This is a genomic window from Vibrio sp. 811 (genome assembly GCF_033339195.1).
On sequence record NZ_JAWOUB010000248.1, the window covers coordinates 1 to 820 of the forward strand.

Below are 820 nucleotides of genomic sequence, written 5' to 3' on the forward strand. Positions count from 1 at the left end.
TGCTTTTGGCAGTTCACACTCTTCGATTAGCTCGTTGATATCAGCCCCTAACTGCACCATTTTGGTTGCTCTACTGTATAAGCGACCATCAGTATCAGCGTGTTCTAGTTCGCGAATTCGCTCATTAAGATGTTGGATGATATCTTGCTGCTCAGTTACTTTTTGGCCAAGGCCAACTACAACCGAACGTACCTCTAGTAGCTGTTTGTTCAGCTTCTGCACTTCTTTATCCGCGTGTCGTGCCTGCGCTCGCTGTTGGTCCATTTGCTTTTGCAAACTAGCACGAATGCGCAGCTGAAACACAACCAACACCAATACAAGAAACGCAACACCACCCGCGAGGAATGGTACAGATAAAAAAGTATCTTCAGCCATCATCATTCAGCCAATTATAGGTGAGCCATCTCGTCCCATTCGTCGTCAGTTAGCAGCTTGTTCAAATCAACAAGAATCAGAAGCTTACCGTCACGGTTGCTTACACCTTGGATGAATTTCGCACTTTCGTCTGTACCTACAGAAGGCGTAGTGTCGATCTCAGAAGAACGTAGGTAAACCACCTCAGCAACGCTATCTACCAAGATGCCGATAACTTGACGCTCTGATTCGATCACGATGATACGTGTGTTATCAGTTACTTCGCCTTCCATCAAACCGAAGCGTGAACGTGTATCGATAACCGTTACAACGTTACCACGTAGGTTGATGATACCTAGTACGTAATCTGGCGCACCTGGAACTGGAGCAATTTCAGTGTAACGAAGAACTTCACGAACTTGCATTACATTGATGCCGTACGTTTCTTCTTCTGGTTGGAACGTCA

The 820-nt window shown here is 45.7% G+C and carries 2 protein-coding genes; both read right to left on the reverse strand.

Translation table 11 applies throughout. The features are described 5' to 3' along the window. The coding region (locus R7Q46_RS26140) for a DUF2802 domain-containing protein (RefSeq protein ID WP_318078079.1) at positions 1–375 on the reverse strand (375 nt) is incomplete at its 3' end. Positions 376–389: 14 nt separating this feature from the next. Next, positions 390–820, reverse strand: a 431-nt coding sequence (locus R7Q46_RS26145; protein WP_318078078.1) for a chemotaxis protein CheW, incomplete at its 5' end; no start/stop codon positions are given.